This window comes from Micromonospora sp. NPDC126480 (assembly GCF_040302465.1).
Lineage (GTDB): Bacteria > Actinomycetota > Actinomycetes > Mycobacteriales > Micromonosporaceae > Micromonospora.
On the sequence record NZ_JBEORU010000047.1, the window covers coordinates 1 to 23,443 of the forward strand.

The following is a 23,443-nucleotide window of genomic DNA, read 5'->3' on the forward strand; positions in this document are numbered from 1 at the left end:
GGGCAGGGTCTGGACGGTCTTGATCAGGGCATCGCGGACGTGGTCGGCGGTGCGTCCGTCGGGCAGGTGCAGCAGCATGACGTAGCGGGTGGCGCGTTCGACGAGGGTGCCGATGGCGGAGGCGCCGTCCTTGCCGATGATCAGATCGCCCTCCCAGTGGCCGGGCACGGCCCGGTCCTCGGCCTCGGCCGGACGCTCACTGATCATCACCATCGGGGTGACGAACCGCGGGGTGCGCTGCTGGGCCTGGCGGCGCGGTCTGCGTCGGGCCCGCCCGGTCCGTAGGGCACGGGCCAGTTCACGGCGAAGCTCGCCGCGGCCCTGGACATACAGGGCCTGGTAGACCGTCTCGTGGACCACGTGCATCTCCGGCCGATCGGGAAACTGCGCACGCAGAGCCTGGCAGATCTGCTCCGGACTCCACCGCAGGCCCAGGTGGTCCTGGATGAACTGCCGCAACTCCGAATTCCGGGTGATCTTCCCCTGCTTGGGTCGGGGCCGGCGGGCCTCCGCCCGAAACTGCGCAGCGTGCGGGCGGTAGGCGCCGCTGTTCGGATGCCGGTTACGGCGGATCTCCCGGCTGATCGTGGAGGGGTGGCGGCCCAACTCGGCGGCGATCGCCCGGATCGTGGCCTTGTCCCGCAGCCGGTCAGCGATGTGAATCCGCTCGTCCTCACCCAGGTACCGAGACGGTGTGGAACACGGCGGCACCACCGCACGCATCGGTGGTGCCGCCGTGTTCCTACCACACGGATTACGTCCATTACGCCAGCGTCTACCGGTCCTCGGGTTGATCCCGACGATCCGGCACGCTTGCCCATTGCTCCAGCCCTGCTGCACGAGCTGCGAGTATGCCGCCCGCTCCCGGAACAACTTCCTACGTCCCTGCGGTTTCCGATCCCCTCGGACCTCGAAGTCCATCGCACCCCTTGAACTGGGATGTTGCGACGACCACTAGAACCCAGGCCGGAGGCGTTAACAAGGGGCCCTTCCTTACAAGCGGAGGGCTTCGGGGGCGTGCAGGCGGAGCATGGTGGCGCCGACGCCGGTCGGGACCCGGCGGCGGGTGGCGATCGACACCGCCACCATGACGGTGAAGGCGAGCGGCACCGTCCAGGCGGCCGGCTGCGCGATGAGCGTGGCCGGCCAGCCGGACAGCGGGGGGCCGAGGACGGTCACCAGCACCGCCCCGATCGCGGCGCCGCCGCCTACCAGCACCCCGGCGGCGGCGCCGAGGTCGGTGAGCCCACGCCACCAGATGCCCAGGACCAGCAGCGGGCAGAAGCTCGACGCGGCCACCGCGAACGCCAGCCCCACCACCTGGGACACGTCCAGCCCGGAGACGTTGAGGGCGAGCACCGCGGGAACCGTGCCGGCGATCAGCGTGGCCAGCCGGAACCCGTGCACCGATCCGCGGCCCAGCACGTCCGTGGAGATCACCCCGGCGACGCTTGTGAGCAGGCCGGAGGAGGTGGAGAGGAACGCCGCGAACGCCCCGGCGGCGACCAGCGCGGCGAGCAGCCGGCCGGTGGTCCCGTCGCCCAGCGCCGCGCCCGGCAGCAGGACCACGACCGCGTCCGTCTGCCCGGTGACCAGCAGGTGCGGCGTGTAGATCCGGCCGAGCACACCGTAGATCGTGGGGAGCAGATAGAAGGCGCCGACCAGGGCCAGCACCACAAGGGTCGTCCGCCGGGCGGCCGCGCCGTCGGGGTTCGTGTAGAAGCGGACCAGCACGTGCGGCAGGCCCATGGTGCCGAGGAACGTGGCGAGGATCAGCGAGTACGTGGCGAATAGTCCCCGGTCGTCGTCACCGGCGGTGCTGGGCAGCAGCCAGTCGGCCGCGTCGGTGTCCACCCCGGACACCGCCGGCACCGGGTCACCCGCCGCGAAGGTCAGCTCGTCGCCGGGGCGTACCTCCCGTTTCTGCCCGTCCGGCAGGGTGAGCGTCGCGGGATCCTCGACCACGACGGTGGTCGCGGTCCGGAACGTCGGCCCGTCGGGCGGGGTCACCGCCGGGCGGCCGTCGGCCTGCCACTGCAGCGCCAGGAAGATCGCCGGTACGGCGAGCGCGGTCAGCTTCAGCCAGTACTGGAACGCCTGGACGAAGGTGATCGCGCGCATGCCGCCGAGCGCCACGTTCGCGGTGACCACCGCAGCCACCACCAGGGCGCCCACCGGGTACGGGGACCCGGCCAGCGTGGCCAGCGTCAGCCCGGCGCCCTGCAACTGGGGGACGAGGTAGAGCCACCCGATGAAGATCACGAAGACCGTGGCGAGGGTGCGCAGCCACCGCGAGCCGAGGCGCAGCTCGCAGAAGTCGGGCAGGGTGAACGCGCCGGAGCGGCGCAGCGGCGCGGCGACGAAGAGCAGCAACGCCAGGTACCCGGCGGCGAAACCGACCGGATACCAGAGCACCTCGACGCCGTACTTGAGGATCAGACCGGCGATGCCGAGGAAGCTCGCCGCCGAGAGGTACTCACCGCCGATCGCGGCGGCGTTCCACGTCGGGCTGACCACCCGGGAGGCGACCAGGAAGTCCGAGGTGGTGCGGGCGAGGCGCAGGCCGTAGAAGCCGATCGCGACGGTGACCAGGGTGACCGCGACGATCGCCGGGATCACGTAGTCGTTGCCCACCTCAGTGCTCCGGCCGCTGGACCAGGTCGGTGAAGTCCTGCTCGTTGCGTTCGGCCAGCCGCACGTACGCCCAGCCGACGGTGACCAGGAACGGGAACGAGGCGACGCCGAGCAGCAGCCACGGCAGGTTCACCCCGAGCACGGTGACCCGGCCGACCGAGGGCGCGATCGCGAACAGCCAGGGCAGGCCACCCAGCCCGACCGCCACCACAAGCGAGAGCCGCAGCGCGAGGGCGAGCTGCGCGCGGACCAGGCCGCGTACGAGCGCCTCGCCGACCCGGGTCTGCTGGGCCAGTTCGGTCCGGGTGCGTTCGCTGCGGGACTCGGGCCGGACCACGTCGCCCAGCACGATCCGGGTCCGCGTCGGCGGTCCGGTCGGTTCCGGCGAGTTGTCGTGTCCTGGCGGGCCGGCCTGTCCCGGCGGCCCAATCTGCGCCGGCGGTCCAATCTGCGCCGGCACCCGGCCGGTGTCGTCGGGCCGGGGCGCTCCGGACCATTTTCCCGCGCCGGGCGCCGGGACAGGATCGTCGGCAGCTGCCACCCCGGAAGTCTCGCCCGATCACCGGGAATGTCAAGGGCTGCGCGGGCAGCCTGTGGAGAACCTGTGGAGAACGCCTCACCCCTGTGGATAACCTCCGGGCGGGCGTAGCTGACCTGCGGCGACGGGGTGAGTTCGTTGTGGGCGACGGCCGGAGCTGTCAGGGTGGGCGGGTAGAGAGGAGGCATGACGGTGACCAGCCCTGCTCGGCCCAACCGCGGTGACGCGTGGACGGTGGACGACCTCCAGGATCTCCCCGAGGACGGCCAGGACTACGAGATCTTCGACGGGAGCCTGCTCGTGTCCCCTCACGCGGACGTCCGCCACGGTGCGATCGCCAACCGCCTCCGCCGCGTCCTCGACCGGCAGGCGCCGCCCGGCCTGTTCGTCGGCCAGGACATCGGGGTCAGTGCGCGCCGGTCCTCGTACGTCGTCCCGGACCTGTTCGTCGCCCGGGAGAGCGCCGTGGACCGGGGTGGCCCGGCACTGGACCCGGCAGACGTGCTGCTGGTGGTCGAGGTCGTCTCGCCGAGTAACGCCGGGCGTGACCTCGTCCTCAAGCGTCACGAATTCGCCGCCGCCGGCATCCCGCGTTACTGGATAGTGGAGCCGCGCAAACAGAGCTTGACCGTCCTCGAGAACGTGGGCGGCACCTACCGTGAGGCGACCACGATCGGCACGGACGAACGCTGGCGCACCGACCACCCGTTCCCGCTGGAGCTGTCGCTGGCCGACATCTTCTGACCGTCGCCACGGAACCTTCCTCCTCGCCCGGGAGTGGGAGAGGTGAGAAGGGAGGTGACGGTGCCCGACGACGACATCATCGGCGACATCTACGCCGGGTGCTTCCAGCGGCTCGTGGTGCAGCTGTACGCGGTGACCGGGGATCTGAGCGAGGCGCAGGAGGCGGTCCAGGAGGCGTTCACCCGGGCGCTCGGCGCGCCCCGACGGTTCGCTGGCCTGGAGAATCCGGAGGCGTGGCTGCGCCGGGTCGCCGTCAACGTCGCCCGCAGCCGGTACCGGCGCCACCGGGTGCTCGACCGGCTGCTGCGCCGGATCGGTCCACCGCCGGTGGTCGCCGATACCGCCCCTGAGCACTTGGCGCTGCTCGCCGCCCTGCGCGAGCTTCCAGCGGGTCAGCGGCACGCGTTGGCCCTGCACTACCTCGTCGACCTGCCGGTGGACGAGGTCGCCCACACCCTCGGCGTCTCGGTCGGGACGGTGAAGTCGCGGCTGTCGCGGGGCCGGGTGGCCCTCGCCGCTCGCCTCACCGGTCCCGACGCCGACGCCACGCGCACCGGGAGGGTCGATGTCCGAAGGTGAGATCACCGGTTTCGACGCCGGGAAGGTCGCCCGCGCCGTACGCCAACCACCCCTCGACGACCTGTTGGCCGTCGTCCGTGAGCGGCGCCGGCGGCGGACGGCGGGGGTGGCGCTGGCCGTCGTGCTGGCGATCGCCGGGATGGCCGTCGTGCCGCTCACCGGGCGGTCGTCCGGCGTCGACTGGGCCGCCCCTGAGCCGACCGTCACGCGGGACGACCGGACGACGCGGCTCTTCGTCCTGAGCGACACCCACGCGGTCGGCGTGGCCTGGGTCGACCACGGGTGCACGGTCCGCTTCGCCCACACTCTGAACGCCGGGCGGAGTTGGAGCGACTACGCGTCGGCGAGCTACCGGGTGCCGGACTGCCGGACCAAGGACGACGGGGAGAAGGTGGGTGACCTGCGCTTCTCGGTCCTGGACGAACGCTCCTACCTGGTGCTCCACAACGGCCGGCGGTATCTCTCGAGCGACTACGGCCACAGCTGGCGGGACGCCGACACGGCCATGGTGTCCGTCGCCGCGTTTCCGGACCGTGCTCGCCCGGTCTTCTGTCAGCAGGGATGTGACGCGGTCCTCGAGCCACTGGCAACCGACCCGGAGACGGGCACGGTCTACCGGCTGCGCGGCGAGAAGCCCTCGCCGTACCCGCCGTTCAGCATCTACCCGTCTCCGGACGGGGCGATCTGGGCGACATACTGGCCGGGAGAGTCGGGTCGGCGGGCGATCGTGGCGAGCAGCGCCGACCGAGGGGCCACCTGGCGTACGTCCACTCCGGCCGGCGGCCATGTGGTCGCGGTGGCGGCGGTCAGCGAGGTCGAGGCCTACCTGCTGACCGAACCCGATCCGCCGCCCGGGACCGAGCCCATGGAGCCCGGCGTCCCGTCCCGGCTGCTGCACACCACCGACGGTGGACGCAGCTGGACCGACGTCGGCACCGACCTGCCCAGCACCCCGGTCTCGCGTGACTTCACCCTCGCGGCCGACGGTTCGCTGATGATCGCCGACACACACCACCACCCGGCGAATCTGACCGCGTACCTGCTGGTCAGTCGGGACGGCGGGCGGCACTTCGCCCGGGTGCGGGAGTACGGCCAGGAGGGCGGCACCGGGGTGGCGCCCGGGCGCGCCTGGCTCCACGGCCGGGACGACATGTCCGTCGAAGGCCCCGACCACGTGCAGCTCACGACCGACGGCGAGGACTGGGTCCGCTTCGCGCTGCCCGGTTGACGAGGGTCGGCCGGTGGGGGGCGGCCGGAACCGTGCGCCCCCACCGGTGCGGATCACTCCAGGCCGAGGCGTACGGGGTGGGCCGAGGCGGAGCCGAGCCAGGTGTGCGGGTTGCCCCACCAGCACCAGCCGAGCTTCGGTGCGCCCTGGCTGATCCAGATCGCCGGCACGCGCTTGTCGCCGCACCGCGAACCGACGAGCGAGAAGCACTTGTTCTTCGCGAGCGCCGGCGGATGCAGCGTGACGAAGGCCAGCCCTTCGTCGATGGTGAGCGGCAGCCGGTCCTGGCTGGTGATGACCTCCATCGCCGAGGCCGGGGCGAGGTTGAGTGTCTCCTCGCCCCGGTCGACGTCGAAGAGGAGGTACGCCGGCCCGGCCGGCACCTCCAGCTCCTTGATCGGATCGAAGCGGGCCAGGTCCCCGTCGGGATAGTGCCGGTCGACGATGCCCGGCTTGCGCTTGCCGGCCAGCGTGGTCAGCGCGACGCGCTCCTGGACGGGCACCAGGTCCCGTGTGACGACCAGCAGGAACGGCACGCGACCCTCGGTCGGGGCGGGCCGGCCGGCCGCGCCGGTGACCGCTGCCGCCCGCAGCGGGGTGACCAGCTCACGGAAGTCCTCCGGGCTCCGTCCGGCGAGGGCGGGGTAGCCCAGCTCCACGAACCGTTCCACCTGGCGGTCGAACTCGGCACCGGCGTCGAAGTACGTCTCGGTCACGGCATCCCTCCCAGAGTCGTACGCCCTACCGTACGCCGTACGATGAATTCCGCCAACTCGGTTCTCCGCCCGGATCACGAAGCGGGGCACGCGGGAGTCGACCGGCATGACTACCATCCCGGCCGTGCTGCTCCCTCTCGTGGCCGCCGCCACCGTCGCCGGGGCGGGCTGGGGGACGCTGGTGCCCGGCCTGGTCGACCGGTACGCGGTGGCCTGGCCGGACGGACAGCCGAAGCCGCCCTGGCGCAGCACGTGCCCCGGCTGCGGCAGGGCGAGCCCGCCCTGGTGGCGGTCTCCCGGGCGCTGCTGCGGGTGCGGGCGCCGACAGCGTCCCGGCCGCGCGGTGACCGTGCCGCTCTCGGCCGCCGCCTGCGGGATCACCGCGGTCGCCGTCGGCCCGACCTGGGCGCTGCCGGCGTTCCTGCTGCTGACCGCGGTCGCCGTACCGCTGGCCCTCGTCGATCTGCGGGTGCTGCGGCTGCCCGACCCGCTCGTGGGGGCTGCGTTCCTGGGCGGGGCGGTGCTCCTCGCGGCCGCGGCGCTCACCGAGCAGGCCGGCCCCGCACTGGTACGCGGTGTGCTCGCCGCCGCGCTCTGCGCCGCCGGCTACCTGACACTCGCGCTGCTGCCCCGCTCCCCGCTCGGCTTCGGCGACGTCAAGCTCGGCGCCGTCCTCGGCCTGCACCTCGGCTGGCTGGGGTGGCCGGCCGTCGCGGCGGCTGCGCTGCTCGCCCCGCTGGTGAACCTGCCGTTCGTCGGCGGCCTCCTGCTCACCCGCCGCGCCGGCTGGCGCACGCCCGTCCCGTACGGGCCGGCGATGCTCGGGGCCGCGCTCGTGGCGATGCTCGTCGGCGCGCCGTAGGGCACAGCCGGTCCGGCCGGTCGGCAACCGGCCTCAGCGGCTCCAGTCCTGCTTGGCGGCCCGCACCAGCTTGTCCTTCAACTCCCGGGTGTGCCGCCGGCTCACCGGCAGCTCGGTCGAGTCGACCACCACCACGTAGCCGGAGTTCACCAGCCGCAACTCGGCGATCAGCTTCAACTGCACGAGGTAGGAGCGGTGGATCCGGACGAAACCGGCGTCCGCCCAGCGCTCGGCGAGCGTCGCCAGCGACACCCGGACCAGGTGGGATCCGTCGGCGGTGTGCAGCCGCGCGTAGTCCCCCTGCGCCTCGACCCAACGCACCGCCGAGCGGGGCAGCATCCGGGTGCTCCCGGCCAGCTCGACCGGGATCGTCGGGTCCTCCTCGGCCCGGGCCGACGCCGCGGGGTGTGACGGCACCACCCGCGAGCCCATCACCCGGCGCAGCGACTCGGCCAGCCGCTCGGCCCGCACCGGCTTGCGGACGTAGTCCGTCGCGCCCAGGTCGAACGCGTCCACCGCGCCGTCGTCGTACGCGGTGACGAAGACGATGGCCGGGGGACGGGCGAAGCGCCGCAGCACCCGGGCCAGCTCCATGCCGTCCAGGCCGGGCATCCGGATGTCGAGGAACACGACGTCGACGTCGTCGTCGCGGAGCACCCGCAGCGCCTCGGTGGCGTCCCCGGCCGTGTGCAGCCGGGCCACCCGGGGGTCGGCCCGCAGGTGGTACGCCAGTTCGTCAAGCGCCGGCGGCTCGTCGTCGACGGCCAGTACCCGCAGGAATCCGCTCACGTCCCCGCCCGTACGCCCGGGTGGAACTTCGGCACCCGCATGCTCACCTTCGTACCGGAACCGAGCCCCGTCTCGACGACCAGGCCGTAGCCGTCCCCGAAGACCGAGCGGAGCCGCTCGTCGACGTTGGAGAGGCCGACGTGACCGCCCGGGTCCTCGCCCGGGTCCGTCCTGGCGGCGGCCAGCTCGGCGATGCCGGCGGTCAGTGCGGCCGGGTCCATCCCCACTCCGTCGTCCTCCACGGTGATGTGGCACTCGGTGCCCGCGTCGCGGGCCTCGATGCTCACCATGCCCGTGCCGGGCTTGCGGGACAACCCGTGCCGAACGGCGTTCTCGACAAGTGGTTGGAGGCAGAGGAACGGCAGGGTCACCGGCAGCACCTCGGGCGCGATCTGCAGCCGCACCTGGAGGCGGTCGCCGAAGCGGGCCCGCTCGATCGTCAGGTAACGGTCGATCGAGCGCAGCTCCTCGGCGAGCGTGGTGAACTCGCCGTGCGCCCGGAAGGAGTAGCGGGTGAACTCGGCGAACTCGAGGATCAGCTCACGCGCCCGGTCCGGGTCGGTGCGGACGAAGGAGCCGATGGCGGTGAGCGCGTTGTAGATGAAGTGCGGGCTGATCTGCGCCCGCAGCGCCCGGACCTCGGCGCGGGCCAGCCGCTCCCGGGAGGAGTCCAGCTCGGCGAGGGCGAGCTGGTTGCCGGCCCAGTGCGCGGTCTCCAGCGTCGCCTGGACCAGGCCCGGTGCGGGTGCCCCGTCGGCGACGGCGAGCAGCGCGCCCACCACCCGCCCGTCCACGCCGGTCAGCGGGGCGACCACCGCGCCCCGGACCGGGCAGTCCACCCGGTCGCAGCGCAGCTCCGCCTCACCGAGCACGGTCGAGCGGCCGGCCGCCATGACCCGCCGGGCCGCTCCGACCAGCTGGGCCTCGTGGTGGGTGCCGCGCCCGTCGAGGGCGAGCAGCCCGGCCGTGTCGGTCAACGCCAGCCCGACCGCCCCGACCAGGGCGCGCAGGTGGCGTACGGCCTTCGCCGCGTTCGCCGCGGTGAGCCCGGCGCGCAGCGGCTCGGCGGCCAGCCCGGCGGTGTGCAGCACCTCGTACGTGGCCCGTTGGGTGGCGGTGGCGATGCCCCGGCGCCCGCGCAGGCGCACCACGGCGAACAGGGCCGCCGCGAGCGCGGTTACCAGCGAGACGACGCCGACGACGGTCGAGAGGTTGCCACCCACGGGGCGATCCTGACGGGTGGCGACGTCCCTGCGCTAGTAGGCGCCCTTCCGGGCCAGCACCACCCCGACGGTGCGCCACAGGATGCTCAGGTCGTACGCCAGCGACCAGTTGTCGACGTAGTACAGGTCGAGGCGGACGGCCTCGTCCCAGGACAGGTCGGAGCGGCCGGAGACCTGCCAGAGGCCGGTCATGCCGGGCTTGACCAGCAGCCGGCGGCGCACATCGCCGAGGAAGTCGCCGTCGTCGGCGGGCAGCGGACGGGGCCCGACCAGCGACATCTCGCCCCTCAGCACGTTGATCAGCTGGGGTAGCTCGTCCAGCGACGAGGCCCGCAGGAACCGGCCGACCGGGAACACCCGGGGGTCCTGCTTGATCTTGAAGAGCATGCCGTCGGTCTCGTTCTGGTCGACCAGGCCGGCCAGCCGGTCCTCGGCGTCAACGTACATGGTGCGGAACTTCCAGACCCGGAAGGTCCGGCCCTCGTGGCCGACCCGCGGCTGGCGGAAGAAGACCGGGCCCGGGTCGGAGATCCGGATCGCGATCGCGATCACGATGAACACCGGCAACAGCACCAGCAGCCCGAGCCCGGCGGCGAACCGGTCGAGGAGGTTCTTCGCCAGCAGCGCCGGCCCGGACAGGGTCGGCTCCTCCACGTGCAGCAGCGGCAGGCCCTCGATCGGCCGGATGTGCACCCGGGGGCCGGCGATGTCCGTCAGCTGCGGGGCCACCACCAGGTCGACGCCCGAGCCCTCCAGCTGCCAGGCCAGCCGGCGCAGCTCGCCGGGCTCGGAGCTGGCCGAACCGCAGACCGCGATCGTGTCGCCGCCCACCTCGCGGACCAGGGCGAGGATGTCCCGTCCCGCGTAGATCGGGACCGGCGTCTCGACGCCCCGCGCGGCCGCGTACCCGTCGGTGATGTGGATGGCGACCGGAACCAGGCCGGCGGTCGGGCTGCGGGTGACCGAGCGGTAGACCTCCAGGCACTCCGGCAGCGTGCCCACCAGCACCATCCGGTGCCCGGCCTGGCCGACGTTGCGGCGGATGACGTGCAGCACGAACCGGGCCAGGATGCGGCCCAGCAGGATCAGCAGCAACGCCAGGAGCAGCGCGGTGCCGACGGTGAACCGGGACAGGTCGGTCTTGGTGGCGAACGCGAGGAAGGAGACGGTCGCGCAGACCGCGACGCCGCTGCGGACCACCCGCTTGAACTCGTCCGAACCCAGACCGAGGTAGCGCCGGTCGAACGCGCGGTTGAACCAGAGGCTGACCACCCACCCCAGCGGCAGCAGCACGAACGCCACCGTGAAGAACCAGGTCGGGTCGTCGTTGGCGTTGTAGAAGCCGGCCCGAGCCTGGTCGAAGGTGCGGATCGCGGTGTAGCTGGCGAAGGCCGCGGCGGCGAAGTCCAGCAGCAGGAGGATGGCGGTGTACGGGCGGTGCCAGCGGGAGACCCGGCGGCGGGCGCGCGCCCAGGCCGACCGTGGTACGCCGTTGTGGGACGGCGGTGTCGGCGGCTGGATCTCGAAGCTGTCGACGTGCCGCACGAGTTGGCTCCGGCCTTCGTTGGTTACCGGGCGTTGGAGGCTTGTCGTCACCTCACCCATGTCCTCCCGCATGACGCAAGTCGCTCACTCCACGTGAGGACCCGCGTCGCCCACCGTTCCAGTCTCCCACGCGACCACCAGGCCCGGACGCCGACCGAACGGACGTGGCGTACGGGAGGTGGCCCATGGCATCTGGCCGGCTCCGGACCTATCAGAAGCCGGGGACCGAGCCACTATACCGATGGATGACGGCCGGAGTGGACCGCCGTTTCCGACCTTCGACCCGCGCCGGCCGATTCCTCTCTGTAACGGGTGAGCATCGTCACTCACCGTACCAACCGGGACAACCGTCGGTCCGCGAGCGGCTTCCCGCCCGTCTGACAGGTGGGGCAGTACTGCAGACTGGTTTCGGCGAACGAGACCTCCCGGACGGTGTCGCCGCAAACCGGGCAGGGTAGCCCGGTGCGGGCGTGCACCTTGAGCCCGGACCGCTTCTCGCCCTTCAGCTCCGCCGCCCGCTGCCCCACCGAGCGGGACACCGCGTCGGTCAGCACGTCCCGGGTCGCGTCGTGGAGGGCTCCGATCTGCTCGTCGGTCAGCCGGCTGGTCAGTGCGAACGGCGACAGCTTCGCCGCGTGCAGGATCTCGTCGGAGTACGCGTTGCCCACCCCGGCGAGCACCGTCTGATCGGTCAGCACCCCCTTGACCTGGCCCTTGCGGCTGCGGATCCGCTCGGCGAACGTGGCCGGGTCGGCAGCGAGCGCGTCCGGGCCCAGCCGGGCGACCCCGGGCACCGTCGCCGGGTCGGCCACCAGGTACACGGCCAGGCTCTTCTGCGTGCCGGCCTCGGTCAGGTCGAACCCGGAGCCGTCGTCGAGGCGGACGCGCAGTGCCACCGGGCCCTTCCCGGGGCGCAGCGGGGCGCTCGACCCGAACGCCTCCCGGTAGTGCAGCCATCCGGCGCGGGCGAGGTGGACCACCACGTGCAGGTCTTCGCCGAGCACCACGTCGAGGAACTTGCCGTGCCGGCGGGCGTCGGTGACCTCCCGGCCGGCGGCGGCCGTGGGCGCCGGGTCGTACGTCTTCAGGGCGCTGATCGCGGCGACCTCCAGGCGGTCGACACGCCGGCCCACCGCGCGCCGGCGCAGGTACTCCGCGAGCGCCTCAACCTCCGGTAGTTCGGGCACCCGCCAACGGTAGCCTCCAATCCCATGAAAATCGTGGTGGCGCACAACCGGTACCGGGAGGCCCAGCCGTCCGGCGAGAACACCATCGTCGACGCGGAGATCGCCCAGTTGACCGCCGCCGGGGTCGAGGTGCTGCCCTTCCTGCGCAGCTCGGACGAGATCCCGTCGATGTCCCGGTCCGCGAAGGCGCTGCTGCCGGTCTCCCCGATCTACGCGCCCCGCGCCCAGCAGGAGCTGGCCCGGCTGCTCACCGAGCACCGTCCGGACGTGCTGCACCTGCACAACCCGTACCCCCTGCTCTCGCCCTGGGTGGTGCGGACCGCGCACCGGCACGGCGTGCCGGTGGTGCAGACGGTGCACAACTACCGGCAGGTCTGCTCCTCGGGGCTCTATTTCCGGGACGGCATGATCTGCCAGGACTGCCGGGGCCGCGCGCTGGGGGTGCCGGCGATCGTGCACCGCTGCTACCGGGGCTCACGGGCGCAGAGTGCGCTGATGGCGACGACGCTCGCCGTGCACCGGGGGACCTGGCGGTCGGTGGACCGGTTCATCGCGCTCACCACGGCCGTCGCGGACCACCTGCGGGACTACGGCATTCCGGACGAACGGATCGCGGTGAAGCCGAACGCGATCCCCGACCCGGGACCCCCGGCGCCGTTGGGCACCGGTTTCCTCTTCCTCGGGCGGCTCAGCCCGGAGAAGGGGCTGGACCTGCTGCTCGACGCCTGGCGCCGGCACCCGGACGGCGTCCTGGGGCCGCTGCGCATAGCCGGGGACGGCGAACTGCGGCCGCTGGTCGAGGCGGCCGCGGCGGAGCGGTCGGACGTGACGTTCCTCGGCCCGCTGGACCGGGCCGGCGTGCGCACGGCGCTGGAGTCGAGTGCGGTGGTGCTGGCCACCTCGACCTGGCACGACGTGCTGCCGACCGTGATCATCGAGGCGCTGGCCGCCGGGCGGCCGGTGCTCGGCACGGCCCTCGGCGGCATCCCGTACCTGGTGGGTGCCGACAGCCCGCGCGAGCCGGCCGGCACCGGCCCGGCCGCGGCCCACTCCGCTGTCGCTCCGGCGACCGGTCCCGACTCCCCGCTGCAGGCCACGTCGGCCGCCGTGCCGGCCGGCATCGTGACCGGGGAGGCGGGCTGGGTGGTCCCGCCGGAGCCGGCCGCGCTGGCCGCCGCCCTTCCGGTGGCCGCCACGGCCGCCGCCGCTCTGGCCCGGTCAGCCCGCACCCGCTACGAACGCACCTTCCACCCCGACGTGGTGACTAAGCGCCTGATCGACATCTACGCCGCCGTCGCCGCCCGCCCCTGACCGCGTCGATCATGGAGTTGTGGTGGCCATGAAAGGTGCGAAAACCCCTGAAACGGCCACCACAACTCCATGATCCACGGAGCTGGGGAGCGGGCGGCGGCGGGAGCGCGGTCAGCGCGGTCAGCGCGGTCAGCGGAGGGAGGCGCGGGCGGAGAAGGCGATGCTCGCCAGCAGGAAGCCGCCGTTGACGACGGTGAAGGCGACGACCACCCACAGGGTCAGGGCCGGGGCGACGAGCAGCACAAGGGCGGCCACCAGGATCACCGCGCCGTAGTCGCGGACCAGCTTCGCCAGGCGTACCGGCAGCGAGGTCGACGTCACCATGCTGGCCGCGTTCGGGCCGGCCTGCATCACCGACGTGACCAGGTTGACCATCCAGGTGCCGGCGAACGCGGCGATCAACCAGGTCGGCGTCGACGGGGACTGCGCCACGGTGGTCGCCGTGAGCGCCGCGACCAGGGCGATCTGGGCCGCGACGTCGCAGAGCACGTCGACCCGCGCCCCGGCCGCGCTGCCCTGACCGGTCACCCGGGCGAGCTGCCCGTCCGCGCAGTCCAACGCGTACGCGACCTGCCAGCCGACGAGCGCCACGAGACCGACGAGCCAGGCCGGCACCCGACCCTCGGCGACCGGCTCGGCCAGCGCCACCACGGCCACCGAGGTGCTCAGCCCGAGCACCAGGTTGGTGATCGTCAACGCGGTGGGACGCAGCCCGAGCCGGTGCGCGACCACGGCGAACGCCGCGCCGATCCACTGGCTGACCGACTCGCTGAACAGCCCGCCGCCCCGGTTGGTGCGGTGGAAGTCGGCGACGGTCGGCCGCGGGTGCTCAGCCAAGGTGATCGCGGAGGGCGTCACGGTAGTCTCCCAACCGGTTCCGGACGTCGGCGGCGGACAGGTCCAGGTGCTCGAGGATCGTGAAGCGGTCCGGTCGGGTCCTCGGCGCGAAGACGACCGCCTCGACGAACTGCTCATCGGTGAGCCCCAGATCGGCCGGGTGGGTGGCCAGGCCGTGCCGGTGCAGGCAGCGTGCGAGCTGGCCGAACCGCTCCACGTCGCCGCGCAGCCAGGTGCAGAAGAGCGCGCCGAGGCCGACCTGTTCACCGTGCGACCCGGTGCCCGGGTAGAGCCGGTCGATGGCGTGCGAGATCTCGTGGTCACCGCCACTGACCGGGCGGGTGGAGCCGCAGACCGAGCTGGCGATCCCGCTGAGCACGAGGGCTTCGCCGAGCGTGGTCAGGAACGCGTCGTCGGTGATCTTGCCGGGGTGGTTCAGCAGCGCCTCGGCGCCGGTGCGGGCCAGGGTGACCGCGAGCCCGTCGATCGGCTCCCCGCGTACCTGATGGGCCAGCTCCCAGTCGGCGCAGGCGTTGAGGTTGCTCACCGCGTCGCCGATGCCGGCCTGGGTCTGCCGGTCCGGGCCGTGCTCCACGAAGTCGAGGTCCACCAGGACGGCGATCGGGATGTGCACGCCGTAGGAACCCTTGCCGCCCTCGTGGTCGAGCGAGGCGGTCGGCGAGGCGATGCCGTCGTTGGCGAGGCTGGTCGCCACGGTCACCATCGGGATGCCGTACCGGGTGGCCGCGTACTTGGCGGTGTCGATGGTCTTGCCGCCGCCGATGCCCACCACCGCGTCGTAGTGCCGGCGGCGCAGCCGGTCGCCCAGCTCGTTGGCCGCGTCGATGGTGCCGCCGGCCACCGTGAAGACGTCGGCCGACCCGAGGCTCGGGCGGCACAGCTCGGCGATCTTCTCGCCCTGCCCGGGCCCCACCACCACCGCGACGTCGCCGCCGGCGGAGATCCGCCGGTCGGCGAGCAGCGGACCCAGGTCGGCCACCGCGCCCCGCCGGACCTCGATCAGCAGCGGGGTGTTGACGGTACGGGCTAGTAGCGGCACGCGATCTCCCGGGCCCGCGCCAGGTCCTCGTGGTTGTCCACCTCGACCCAGGAGACGTCACCGATCGGGGCCGGCCGGACCTCCCCGCCCCGGTCGGCGAACTCCTGGTAGCCGTCCTCGTAGTAGAGGTTCGGGTCGCGCCGCCAGGTCGCCTCCAGCGCGTCGGCGAGCGGCTCGGCGACGTGCGGCTCGATCAGCGTCGCGCCGATGTACTCCCCGTACGCCTCGCCCGGGTCCATCAGCTTCGTGATCCGGGTCAGCTGGCCGGCCGCGTCGAAGGTCGTCTTCATCTCCTCCTCGGCCAGCGCCTTGATCGTGTCGATCGCCAGGAGGACGCCCGGCCCGCGCTCGGCCAGCAGCGTCTTCTCCACGCTGACCGGGTGCACGGTGTCGCCGTTGACCAGCAGGACACCCCGGGTGAACCACTCCCGCGCCAGCCAGAGCGAGTACGCGTTGTTCCATTCCTCGGCCCGGTCGTTGTGCACGAGGGTGATCGTGACGCCGTACGTCTTCTCCAGGTCGGCCTGGCGCTCCCGGACCGCGTCGGCCGCGTAGCCGACCACGACGACGATCTCGGTCAGCCCGACCTCGGCGAGGTTGCGCAGCGCGATGTCGAGGATCGTGGTCTCGCCGTCGACCGGCACCAGCGCCTTGGGCAGGGTGTCGGTGTACGGGCGCAGCCGCCGCCCGGCCCCGGCGGCCAGCACCATTCCGACCATGCCGGCATCATGTCCCGTTCGTCTGGCGTTCACCGGAGGAGGATAGCGCCGCCGGGTGCACCCGCCACCGGCAACCGGCGGGCCGCCGACGGGTCAGCCCGGCAGGGCGGCGAGGTCGGCGAGCATCGCCAGGCGCTCCTCCGCGGTCAGCACGGCGTACGGGCCGGCCGCCCGGCGGTCGGTCTCCAGTTCGATGGCGAGGCGCTCCGGCCCGTCGGCCAGCCCGACGATGCTCGCGGCGGTGTGCCCGGCGGCCGCCCAGGCGGCGGCGTGGGCGTCGGCCCGGTGGTACCGCAGCGTCCCGAGCCGGTTGAGCAGCAGCACGCCGGGCGGGCTGCCGTCCGGCTCGTGGGGCGGTGCCAGCGCCGTGAAGGCGCCCGCTGTGCTCTCCTCCTCGGCGAGCACCAGGGCGTACGCGAGCAGCCGGCCGAGCGTCTCGACCAGGCGCAGCACGCGCTCCGAGTGCCCCGCCCACAGCTCCCCGGTCACCCCGACGTGCAGCTGCCAGAGCTCGTCGAGGAACGCCAGCCCGCGTTCGGTCGCGGTGATCGTGCCGTCCGAGCGGCGGTGGATCATGCCGTGCGCGACGTGCCGGTCCAGCGACCGCCGGCAGGCGGTCGGGTCCCGGTACCGGGTGACCGCCGCCACGCCGGCCTCGTCCACCGCGCCGCCGGGCGCCGCGAGCCGGGTGCGGAACTCCACCAGGGAACCGGTGGCCGCGGGACCGCCGTACCGCTGGCTCAGGTCGGCGCCACCGCCGGTGCGCGCGGCGTGCATGGCGGCGACGAAGGCGCGGTCGACCGCCGGCGCCACCAGCCCGGCGAACCGGTGCGGCGCGAGGTCGACGATGTCGTTCACGAACCGATCGTGCGCAGGAGGGCGAAGGCGTCCTCCGCGATCCGGCGGATCAGGCCGTCGTTGACGTCGCGGTGCTCGTCGAGCAGGTCGAGGTCCGCTTCGGTGAGCCAGCGGAACTCGGTGTGCTTTCCGGCTTCCAGCCGCGGGCGGCGCAGGTCCCCGTCGACCCGGACGAGCCAGTCGCTCTCGACCCGTTCCAACCCGTCGTCGGCGACGTAGCGGTACTCGCCGACCCGGCCGAGCACCCGCGCGACCGTCCAGCCGGTCTCCTCGGTGACCTCCCGGCGCAGGGCATCCTCGACCTCCTCGCCCGGTTCCAGATGACCGCCCACGATGTCCCAGCAATTGGGAAATAGGCGCCGGTCCGGGGACCGCCGCTGGATGAAGAGGCGGCCGTCGTCGTTGACGATCAGCGCGCCCGCGCAGCGCAAGGGCTCGGTGGACACGCCTCGACAGTAGCGAGCCGCGCCGGATCGCGGTCATGAGCGGTCTTGTCCGGGAAAGGCACCAGGCGCACCATGTTCCCTACCGGTTGCCACCGTCCCAAAGGGGTGATGCGTGATGCAGGTTCGGGAAGCGATGTCCAGTCAGGTGCTCGTGGTCGGCCCGGAGCACACGCTCCGCCAGGCTGCCCAGATGATGTCGGCCCGGGGGATCGGGTCGGCGGTCGTGATCGACCCGGATTCCGAGGGGATCGGGATCATGACCGAACGGGACGTCCTCAACGCGATCGGCGCCGGTCTCGACTGCGACGTCGAGCGGACCGGCGACCACCTCACCTGGGACGTGGTGTACGCGGGGCCGGAGTGGACGGTCGAGGAGGCGGCCGCCGCCATGGCCAACGGCGGCTTCCGGCATCTGGTGGTGCTGGACGGGCGTGAGGTCGCCGGGGTGATCTCGGTCCGGGACATCATGCGGGTCTGGGCGGCCAGCCGGATGGTCGGCACCGGCTGAGCGGAGGCTCACCCACGTCCGGCGCAGCACGACCCGCTCGGCCGTCCGGTCCGATCTGCCGGCCACCGGTCGAGGCCGGTCACCCGACCCGGTGGCTCAGGATGCGGACATCGCCGTGCCGACCGCGCGCACCCGGGCGGCTTCCGTACGCTCAACAGCCATGACCGCCGAGCAGCTGATCTCCTTCGCCCGTGGCGCTCCCTCGCTGGACATCGTCGATGTCGAGGGGCTCAAGGCCGCCGCCGTACGCGCGTTCGACGCCGACCCCGCGGGGGTGACGGCGTACGGCACCTCCGTCGGTTACCTTCCGCTGCGCGAGTGGATCGCGAAGAAGCACGGGGTCCAGGCCGACCAGGTCCTGGTCACCAACGGCTCGTTGCAGGCCGACGCCTTCCTCTTCGACCACCTGGTCCGTTCCGGTGACGCGGTGGTGGTGGAACGTCCGACGTACGACCGGACGCTGCTCAACCTCAAGCGGATGGGCGGCGAGCTGCACGGGGTCACCGTCCAACCGGACGGCCTGGACACCGCCGAACTGCGCAAGCTGCTGGAGTCCGGGGTGCGTCCCCGGCTGGCGCACGTCATCCCCAACTACCAGAACCCGGCGGGTGTGACGCTCAGCCTGGACAAGCGGCGGGAGCTGCTCGACCTCGCCGCCGAGTACGAGTTCACGATCTTCGAGGACGACCCGTACGCCGACATCCGGTTCCGGGGCGAGGCGCTGCCGTCGATGCTCTCGCTGGACACCCGTGGCGTGGTGGTCCACGCGTCCAGCTTCACGAAGACGGTCTGCCCCGGCGTCCGGGTCGGATACCTGGTCGGCCCGGCGGACCTGATCGCCGACATCGCGAAGAAGGCGACTAGCCTCTACATCTCGCCGGGCATGGTGTCCGAGGCGATCGTGCACCAGTTCTGTGTCTCCGGGGACATCGACCGCTCGATCGAGACGGTGTGCCGGGCCCTCGGTGAGCGTGCCCGCGTGCTCGCCGAGTCACTGCGTCGGCACATTCCGGAGGCGCGCTTCGTCGAGCCGGACGGCGGCTACTTCCTCTGGGTGGAGCTGCCCGAGGACGTCGACGTGGACAAGCTCGCCCCGGCGGCGGCCGAGCGCGGGGTCGCCGTCGTGAAGGGGAGCGACTTCGTCCTCGACGGGGGCCGGCACGCGCTGCGGCTGGCGTACTCGGCGGTGACGGCGGACCGGATCGACGAGGGTGTGCGCCGGCTCGCGGAGGCGGTGGCGGCCGTCCGCGGCTGATTTCTGTCGGGTTTCCGACAGAAATGGGATATCGGCCGCTCGGGGGCTCGCTCCGGAGCGGCCACCGGCCCACAATGCTGCGAGCGTCACTCACCACGTGTAGCGGATCCGGTCCCCCGACCGGTGGGGTCCCGGCTCGGTCCGGCCCCGGCCCGCACCGCACGCGGAGCGGCGCGACCAGCAGAACCCCCCGCCCCCACAGGTGCCGGGTGGGCCGTGTCGTCCCCTCACCCCCCGATGCGGCTCGGCCCGCCCGGTGCCGCCTCGGTGGCTGTCCGTGACCGGCCGTTACGCCGCGGCGGCGTACCCTGCAACGCGGTGCTGAGCGGAAGGGGGGCGTGATGGCGGACCGGGCCGAGCGGGGACGGACGGCGACACCGGGCGGCGGACGGGTGATCCGGTCCCGTGACTGGACCGCGCCGGTGCGCGCCATGACCCGCCGACTCAACCCCGACGGGTCCGCGCGGGCACCCGAACCGACCTCCCCGCGCCAGGCGGTCGTCGACTGCGCGCTGTACCTCGACGGGGAGCGGCAGCCCGGCGACTGGAACTACGCCGAGGCGCTGGCGGCGGCGCGGCGGGCGGACAACGGCTTCGTCTGGCTCGGCCTGCACGAGCCCGAGCTGGCCGAGATGACCGACATCGCCGCCACCTACGGCCTGCACGAGCTCGCCGTGGAGGACGCGGTCAAGGCCCAGCAGCGGCCCAAGCTGGAGCAGTTCGGCGAGGTGAGCTTCCTGGTGCTGCGGACCGCCCGCTACTGCGAGCACACCGAGCTGACCGAGACCTCGGAGGTGGTGGAGACCGGCCAGGTGCTGCTCTTCATCGGGCCGAACTTCCTGGTCAGCGTCCGGCACGGGGACGCCTGCCGGCTGGCGCCGGTGCGGGCCGACCTGGAGCGCAAGCGGGAGTTGCTGCTGCACGGCCCCTGGGCGGTGGCGTACGCGGTGACCGACCGGGTGGTCGACCTCTACCTGGAGGTGGCCGACCGGCTGGAGGACGACCTGGACACGCTGGAGACCGACGTCTTCGACCGCCAGAGCAGCGGCCGCATCCAGCGGATCTACCAGATGAAGCGGGAGCTGGTCGAGTTCAAGCGTGCGGTGATGCCGCTCCAGCGCCCGCTCATGACGATCACCGCACAGATGAACCGGGACGTGCCGAAGGAGATCCGCCGCTACTTCCGGGACGTGCAGGACCACCTCACCCGCACCGTCGAGCAGGTCAACTCGTACGACGATTTGCTGAACTCGATCCTCCAGGCGCGCCTGGCGCAGGTCACCGTCGACCAGAACAACGACATGCGCAAGATCGCCGCCTGGGCCGCCATCGCGGCGGTCTGGACCGCCATCGCCGGCATCTACGGCATGAACTTCGACTTCATGCCGGAGCTGAGGTGGACCTACGGCTATCCGACGGTCCTGGCCGTGATGCTGGCCATCTCCCTGGGCCTGTACCGGTGGTTCCGCCGCAACGGCTGGCTCTGACCACCCCCAGGCCCAGGGAGCGGCGGGTCAGCGACGGCCGTTCTTGAGGGCCTTCGTCAGGTCGTCCGAGGGACGGCCGGACTTCTCGCTCGCGCCCTCGGCGACCGACGGGACCTTCTCGGTGGCCTGGACCGTCGACTGCTTGGCGGGGGTGGTGGTGGAGGCGCTGCCACCCGCGGCCACCGCCGAGCTGCCCGCGCCGGTCGGCCCACCGGACATGGTGGACGCTCCGGTCGCCTGCTCCGCGGGGGTGCGGGTGGTGACCTCGATGGTGTCCATCTCGTCGCGCATCGGCTCGAGGTTGCGGGTCGGGTCGTACTCCGCCCACTCCTGCTGCTCGCGGCGCCGCCGCATCGCCATCGCGCCGGCCAGGCCGGCCACCGCGCCGGCCGCGAGGAGGCCGGTCATCATCCCGCTCCGGCCGGACTTCTTCTTCTTGCGCGCTGCCTTCATGTTCTTCGCCTTCACCTTCCTGCTGACGGCGGCCTGCTTGGCGGCGGCGGCCTTCCGCCCGGTCACGGCCTTGCCGGTCGCCTCGGCCTGGGCGTTGCGGAGGGCGAGGGCCAGCGGCGCGAGGGCCGCCACGGTCGACGCGTAGCCGCTCGACGCCCGGTCCCGTACGACGACGGCGGTGGGCGCGATCGCGCCCCGCGCCGACCGGACCCGCGGGCCGACCGTGGCGCCGGCGCCCTTCGCCGCGTACGTCGCCGCCTGCTTCAGGTGACCGAAGCCCTGGTTCAGCTCCGCCTTTGCGAGCTGCCCCTGGGTCTTGCGTCGCCCGATTCCAAACACGGTCCCACCTCCTGGGAGTTGTCCTTCGTCATCCTCCACCTTCGGATGCCTCCGCACGGCCAGATCGGGCACATGGGAGGATCCGCATGGAACTGACCAACGAGTGAGGAGTACCCGTGGCCGAGGACGTCTACGCCACCTTGCACACCAATGCCGGCCCGATCCGGCTGCAGCTGTTCCCGAACCACGCGCCGAAGACCGTCCGCAACTTCGTGGAGCTGGCCGAGGGCACCAAGCAGTACGTCGACCCGCGGACCGGCCAGCCGGGCAGCGGCCCGTACTACGACGGCACCATCTCGCACCGCGTGATCAGCGGTTTCATGATCCAGATGGGTGACCCGACCGGCACCGGCCGGGGCGGGCCGGGTTACACGTTCGCCGACGAGTTCCACCCCGAGCTGCGCTTCGACCGGCCGTACCTGCTGGCGATGGCGAACGCCGGCCCGGGCACCAACGGCTCGCAGTTCTTCATCACCGTCTCGCCGACGCCGCACCTGACCAACCGGCACACGATCTTCGGCCAGGTTGCGGACGAGCAGTCGGCGAAGGTCGTGGACTCCATCGCGAACACGCCGACCAGCCCCGCCGACCGCCCGCTCCAGGACGTCGTCATCGAGCGGGTCGAGATCGAGCGAACCGGCTCCTGAGGCGGTCGCGAGGTACCTTTGCTCGCATGACTGAGCGCTCGGACACCGGGACATGAGCGAGTCCCCGCCGACCACCCCGGTCTGCTACCGCCACCCCGGCCGGGAGGCGTACATCAGGTGCAACCGCTGCGACCGGGTGATCTGCCCGGACTGCATGCGGGAGGCGTCGGTCGGCTTCCAGTGCCCGGACTGCGTCACCGAGGGGCGCCGCAGCGTACGGCCGGCGCGCACCGCCTTCGGCGGCGGTGCCGCCGGCCGGCACGGCTACGTGACCAAGGCGTTGATCGCGATCAACGTGCTGGTGATGCTGCTGTCGGTCGCGAGCGACCGGGACGGCGACGCGATCGTGGGCGGTTCCGGCTTCGGCGGTCTGCTGGGCGGTGGCACCCCGCTCACCGAGTGGGGCGCCGTGCTCGGGGTGGCCCTGTTCCCGGACGGCACGGTCGGTGGCATCGCCGAGGGCGAGTGGTACCGCCTGGTCACCGCGATGTTCCTGCACTACGGCGTGCTCCACCTGCTGCTGAACATGTACGCGCTGTGGATTCTCGGCCGCTCCCTGGAGGCGAACCTGGGCCGGGCCCGTTTCCTCGCCCTGTACCTGATCTCCGGTTTCGGCGGAAACGTCGCCGCCTACCTGTTCAGCGCTCCGAACGCGCTTACCGCCGGCGCGTCCACGGCGGTCTTCGGCCTGTTCGCCGCGCTGATCATCATCGAGCGCCGGATGGGCCGGGACATCTCGCAGATCCTCCCGATCCTGGTGATCAACCTGATCTTCACGGTCACCGTGCCAGGCATCTCCATCCCGGGTCACCTGGGCGGGCTCGCGGTCGGTGGCCTGATGGCCCTCGTGCTCGCGTACGCACCGCGGTCGCGGCGGACGCTGGTCCAGGTGGCCGGCGGCTCGGTGCTCGTCCTGGCGCTGCTCGTCCTGGCGCTGATCCGCACCGCCTATCTGCTCACCTGACGGCCCCGGCGCGCGGGTCAGCGCGCCGGGCGGACCGCCTCGAGTTCCTCGGCGACCTCGACCGGGTCGGCGTCCAGGTCGTACCGGCCGAACAGGTGCAGCGTCTCCCCGGCGTCGATCTCCAGCACCGCGCTCGACAGGCCGAGCCGGGTCCGCCGGTCCACGCCGATCGCCTCCACCTGCGCCCACGGCAGGCGGCGGCGGCCCGCGAAGCCGCTGACGACCGTCAGCCCCTCCGGGTCGGCCGCGAGGCGGACCGGGGCCAGCACGTCCCGCGCCGCCCAGCCGAGCAGGACGGCGGCGGCCAGCACGGCCAGCACGAGCCGGACCGCGTCGCCGTCGGCGAGCAGGAGGCCGAGCGCGACAAGCGCCACCCCGCCGGCGGCCTTGACCGCCGGCAGCCGGGCCGGCACCCGCCACTGCCGGGTCCCCGGCGTCGCATCCATGCGGACAGCATGCCAGTGGGGACGCGACGACGGACCGCGCGGCGACGTACCATCGAGGCCAGCCAGGT

Annotated in this window: 25 protein-coding genes; 10 read left to right on the top strand and 15 right to left on the bottom strand. The window is 72.6% G+C overall.

Annotation, left to right across the window (positions count from 1 at the left end; genetic code table 11):
* From ABTW87_RS28950 to ABTW87_RS28960, 3 genes are all read right to left on the bottom strand, one after another.
* The coding region (locus ABTW87_RS28950) for an IS30 family transposase (RefSeq protein ID WP_350654471.1) at window positions 1–921 on the bottom strand (921 nt) is incomplete at its 3' end.
* Window positions 922–993: 72 nt separating this feature from the next.
* Window positions 994–2,634, bottom strand: a complete 1,641-nt coding sequence (locus ABTW87_RS28955) for a sodium/solute symporter (protein WP_350654473.1) — start codon at window positions 2,632–2,634, stop codon at window positions 994–996.
* 1 nt (window position 2,635) lies between these two features.
* Entirely contained in the window at window positions 2,636–2,986 is a 351-nt protein-coding gene (locus ABTW87_RS28960) for a DUF485 domain-containing protein (protein WP_350654530.1), read from the bottom strand.
* 378 nt (window positions 2,987–3,364) lie between these two features.
* Here ABTW87_RS28960 and ABTW87_RS28965 point away from each other — a divergent pair, with 378 nt between their 5' ends.
* From ABTW87_RS28965 to ABTW87_RS28975, 3 genes are read left to right on the top strand one after another with little or no spacing between them, the layout of a single operon-like run.
* Window positions 3,365–3,916, top strand: coding sequence for a Uma2 family endonuclease (locus ABTW87_RS28965; protein ID WP_350654475.1), 552 nt, complete (start codon window positions 3,365–3,367; stop codon window positions 3,914–3,916).
* A gap of 60 nt (window positions 3,917–3,976) precedes the next feature.
* On the top strand, window positions 3,977–4,495 hold the full coding sequence (locus tag ABTW87_RS28970) for an RNA polymerase sigma factor (RefSeq protein WP_350654477.1): 519 nt from the start codon (window positions 3,977–3,979) through the stop codon (window positions 4,493–4,495).
* The gene (locus ABTW87_RS28975) at window positions 4,482–5,723 is read left to right on the top strand and encodes a beta propeller repeat protein (protein ID WP_350654479.1); all 1,242 of its coding nucleotides are present in this window, start codon (window positions 4,482–4,484) and stop codon (window positions 5,721–5,723) included. Before ABTW87_RS28970 ends, ABTW87_RS28975 begins: the two co-directional genes overlap by 14 nt.
* 53 nt (window positions 5,724–5,776) lie before the next feature.
* Here ABTW87_RS28975 and ABTW87_RS28980 read toward each other — a convergent pair whose 3' ends face one another.
* Window positions 5,777–6,439 (bottom strand): DUF5701 family protein, encoded by a 663-nt coding sequence (locus ABTW87_RS28980; RefSeq protein ID WP_350654481.1) that lies wholly within the window; start codon window positions 6,437–6,439, stop codon window positions 5,777–5,779.
* Between the two features lie 106 nt (window positions 6,440–6,545).
* Here ABTW87_RS28980 and ABTW87_RS28985 point away from each other — a divergent pair, with 106 nt between their 5' ends.
* Window positions 6,546–7,301 carry a prepilin peptidase gene (locus ABTW87_RS28985; RefSeq protein ID WP_502891667.1) on the top strand — a complete coding sequence of 252 codons (756 nt, stop codon included), beginning with the start codon at window positions 6,546–6,548 and terminating at the stop codon, window positions 7,299–7,301.
* 33 nt (window positions 7,302–7,334) lie between these two features.
* On the opposite strand, the gene ABTW87_RS28990 is transcribed toward ABTW87_RS28985, so the two are convergent.
* From ABTW87_RS28990 to ABTW87_RS29005, 4 genes are all read right to left on the bottom strand, one after another.
* Window positions 7,335–8,090 (bottom strand): LytR/AlgR family response regulator transcription factor, encoded by a 756-nt coding sequence (locus tag ABTW87_RS28990; protein ID WP_350654483.1) that lies wholly within the window; start codon window positions 8,088–8,090, stop codon window positions 7,335–7,337.
* The gene (locus tag ABTW87_RS28995) at window positions 8,087–9,313 is read right to left on the bottom strand and encodes a sensor histidine kinase (protein ID WP_350654484.1); all 1,227 of its coding nucleotides are present in this window, start codon (window positions 9,311–9,313) and stop codon (window positions 8,087–8,089) included. The genes ABTW87_RS28990 and ABTW87_RS28995 overlap by 4 nt, the downstream gene beginning before the upstream one ends.
* A gap of 33 nt (window positions 9,314–9,346) precedes the next feature.
* Window positions 9,347–10,918 (bottom strand): sugar transferase, encoded by a 1,572-nt coding sequence (locus ABTW87_RS29000; protein ID WP_350654531.1) that lies wholly within the window; start codon window positions 10,916–10,918, stop codon window positions 9,347–9,349.
* Between the two features lie 266 nt (window positions 10,919–11,184).
* The gene (locus ABTW87_RS29005) at window positions 11,185–12,045 is read right to left on the bottom strand and encodes an Fpg/Nei family DNA glycosylase (RefSeq protein ID WP_350654486.1); all 861 of its coding nucleotides are present in this window, start codon (window positions 12,043–12,045) and stop codon (window positions 11,185–11,187) included.
* A 24-nt stretch (window positions 12,046–12,069) separates the two neighbouring features.
* Between ABTW87_RS29005 and ABTW87_RS29010 the strand changes: the two genes are divergently transcribed.
* A complete protein-coding gene (locus tag ABTW87_RS29010) occupies window positions 12,070–13,356 on the top strand; it encodes a glycosyltransferase family 4 protein (RefSeq protein WP_350654487.1) in 1,287 nt (428 codons plus the stop codon).
* Between the two features lie 129 nt (window positions 13,357–13,485).
* On the opposite strand, the gene ABTW87_RS29015 is transcribed toward ABTW87_RS29010, so the two are convergent.
* The 5 genes from ABTW87_RS29015 to ABTW87_RS29035 form a co-directional block, all read right to left on the bottom strand.
* Window positions 13,486–14,214: a CDP-alcohol phosphatidyltransferase family protein gene (locus tag ABTW87_RS29015; RefSeq protein ID WP_350654489.1), complete on the bottom strand. Its 729-nt coding sequence runs from the start codon at window positions 14,212–14,214 to the stop codon at window positions 13,486–13,488.
* A complete protein-coding gene (locus ABTW87_RS29020) occupies window positions 14,186–15,253 on the bottom strand; it encodes an iron-containing alcohol dehydrogenase family protein (protein WP_350654491.1) in 1,068 nt (355 codons plus the stop codon). The genes ABTW87_RS29015 and ABTW87_RS29020 overlap by 29 nt, the downstream gene beginning before the upstream one ends.
* Window positions 15,241–15,972 (bottom strand): phosphocholine cytidylyltransferase family protein, encoded by a 732-nt coding sequence (locus ABTW87_RS29025; protein ID WP_350654532.1) that lies wholly within the window; start codon window positions 15,970–15,972, stop codon window positions 15,241–15,243. The genes ABTW87_RS29020 and ABTW87_RS29025 overlap by 13 nt, the downstream gene beginning before the upstream one ends.
* Window positions 15,973–16,065: 93 nt before the next feature.
* Window positions 16,066–16,830 (bottom strand): hypothetical protein, encoded by a 765-nt coding sequence (locus ABTW87_RS29030; RefSeq protein WP_350654493.1) that lies wholly within the window; start codon window positions 16,828–16,830, stop codon window positions 16,066–16,068.
* Complete coding sequence (locus ABTW87_RS29035; RefSeq protein WP_350654494.1) at window positions 16,827–17,276, bottom strand: NUDIX domain-containing protein; 450 nt, start codon at window positions 17,274–17,276, stop codon at window positions 16,827–16,829. The genes ABTW87_RS29030 and ABTW87_RS29035 overlap by 4 nt, the downstream gene beginning before the upstream one ends.
* Before the next feature lie 115 nt (window positions 17,277–17,391).
* On the opposite strand from ABTW87_RS29035, the gene ABTW87_RS29040 reads away from it, so the two are divergent.
* From ABTW87_RS29040 to corA, 3 genes are all read left to right on the top strand, one after another.
* Window positions 17,392–17,784, top strand: coding sequence for a CBS domain-containing protein (locus ABTW87_RS29040; protein WP_130320900.1), 393 nt, complete (start codon window positions 17,392–17,394; stop codon window positions 17,782–17,784).
* 160 nt (window positions 17,785–17,944) lie between these two features.
* On the top strand, window positions 17,945–19,039 hold the full coding sequence (locus tag ABTW87_RS29045; protein ID WP_350654496.1) for an aminotransferase-like domain-containing protein: 1,095 nt from the start codon (window positions 17,945–17,947) through the stop codon (window positions 19,037–19,039).
* Window positions 19,040–19,380: 341 nt separating this feature from the next.
* Complete coding sequence (corA, locus tag ABTW87_RS29050; RefSeq protein WP_350654498.1) at window positions 19,381–20,526, top strand: magnesium/cobalt transporter CorA; 1,146 nt, start codon at window positions 19,381–19,383, stop codon at window positions 20,524–20,526.
* Window positions 20,527–20,553: 27 nt separating this feature from the next.
* Here corA and ABTW87_RS29055 read toward each other — a convergent pair whose 3' ends face one another.
* Window positions 20,554–21,318, bottom strand: coding sequence for a hypothetical protein (locus ABTW87_RS29055; protein ID WP_350654500.1), 765 nt, complete (start codon window positions 21,316–21,318; stop codon window positions 20,554–20,556).
* A 116-nt stretch (window positions 21,319–21,434) separates the two neighbouring features.
* On the opposite strand from ABTW87_RS29055, the gene ABTW87_RS29060 reads away from it, so the two are divergent.
* Window positions 21,435–21,965, top strand: a complete 531-nt coding sequence (locus ABTW87_RS29060) for a peptidylprolyl isomerase (protein WP_350654501.1) — start codon at window positions 21,435–21,437, stop codon at window positions 21,963–21,965.
* A gap of 52 nt (window positions 21,966–22,017) precedes the next feature.
* Window positions 22,018–22,929: a rhomboid family intramembrane serine protease gene (locus ABTW87_RS29065; protein ID WP_350654503.1), complete on the top strand. Its 912-nt coding sequence runs from the start codon at window positions 22,018–22,020 to the stop codon at window positions 22,927–22,929.
* Window positions 22,930–22,946: 17 nt separating this feature from the next.
* Here ABTW87_RS29065 and ABTW87_RS29070 read toward each other — a convergent pair whose 3' ends face one another.
* Window positions 22,947–23,375 (bottom strand): PH domain-containing protein, encoded by a 429-nt coding sequence (locus ABTW87_RS29070; protein WP_350654505.1) that lies wholly within the window; start codon window positions 23,373–23,375, stop codon window positions 22,947–22,949.
* Between the last annotated feature and the right edge of the window lie 68 nt (window positions 23,376–23,443).